Genomic DNA, 223 nt, shown 5'->3' on the forward strand with positions numbered 1-223 from the left:
GGATCACAAAAGGGGGCTCAATACCAAGATACATTTGGCCGTGGATGCGCATGGTATGCCAGTCAGAATGGTTATTACAAGCGGTACCACAGCGGATTGTTCGCAAGCTGAACGCCTAATTGAAGGGCTCGATGCAGAGCATCTTTTGGCGGACAGGGGCTATGATAGTAATGCCATAGTAGAAAAAGCTGAACAGCAAGGCATGCAAGTCCAGATCCCCAGC

At 49.8% G+C, this 223-nt stretch carries 1 protein-coding gene; it reads left to right on the forward strand.

Annotated elements, in window-relative coordinates; genetic code table 11:
• Window positions 1-223: transposase (locus AAC855_RS21850; RefSeq protein WP_340612149.1), on the forward strand; the 223-nt coding region annotated here is incomplete at both ends.

This window comes from Xenorhabdus bharatensis, from assembly GCF_037996705.1.
In the GTDB taxonomy this organism is placed as follows: Bacteria; Pseudomonadota; Gammaproteobacteria; order Enterobacterales; family Enterobacteriaceae; genus Xenorhabdus; species Xenorhabdus bharatensis.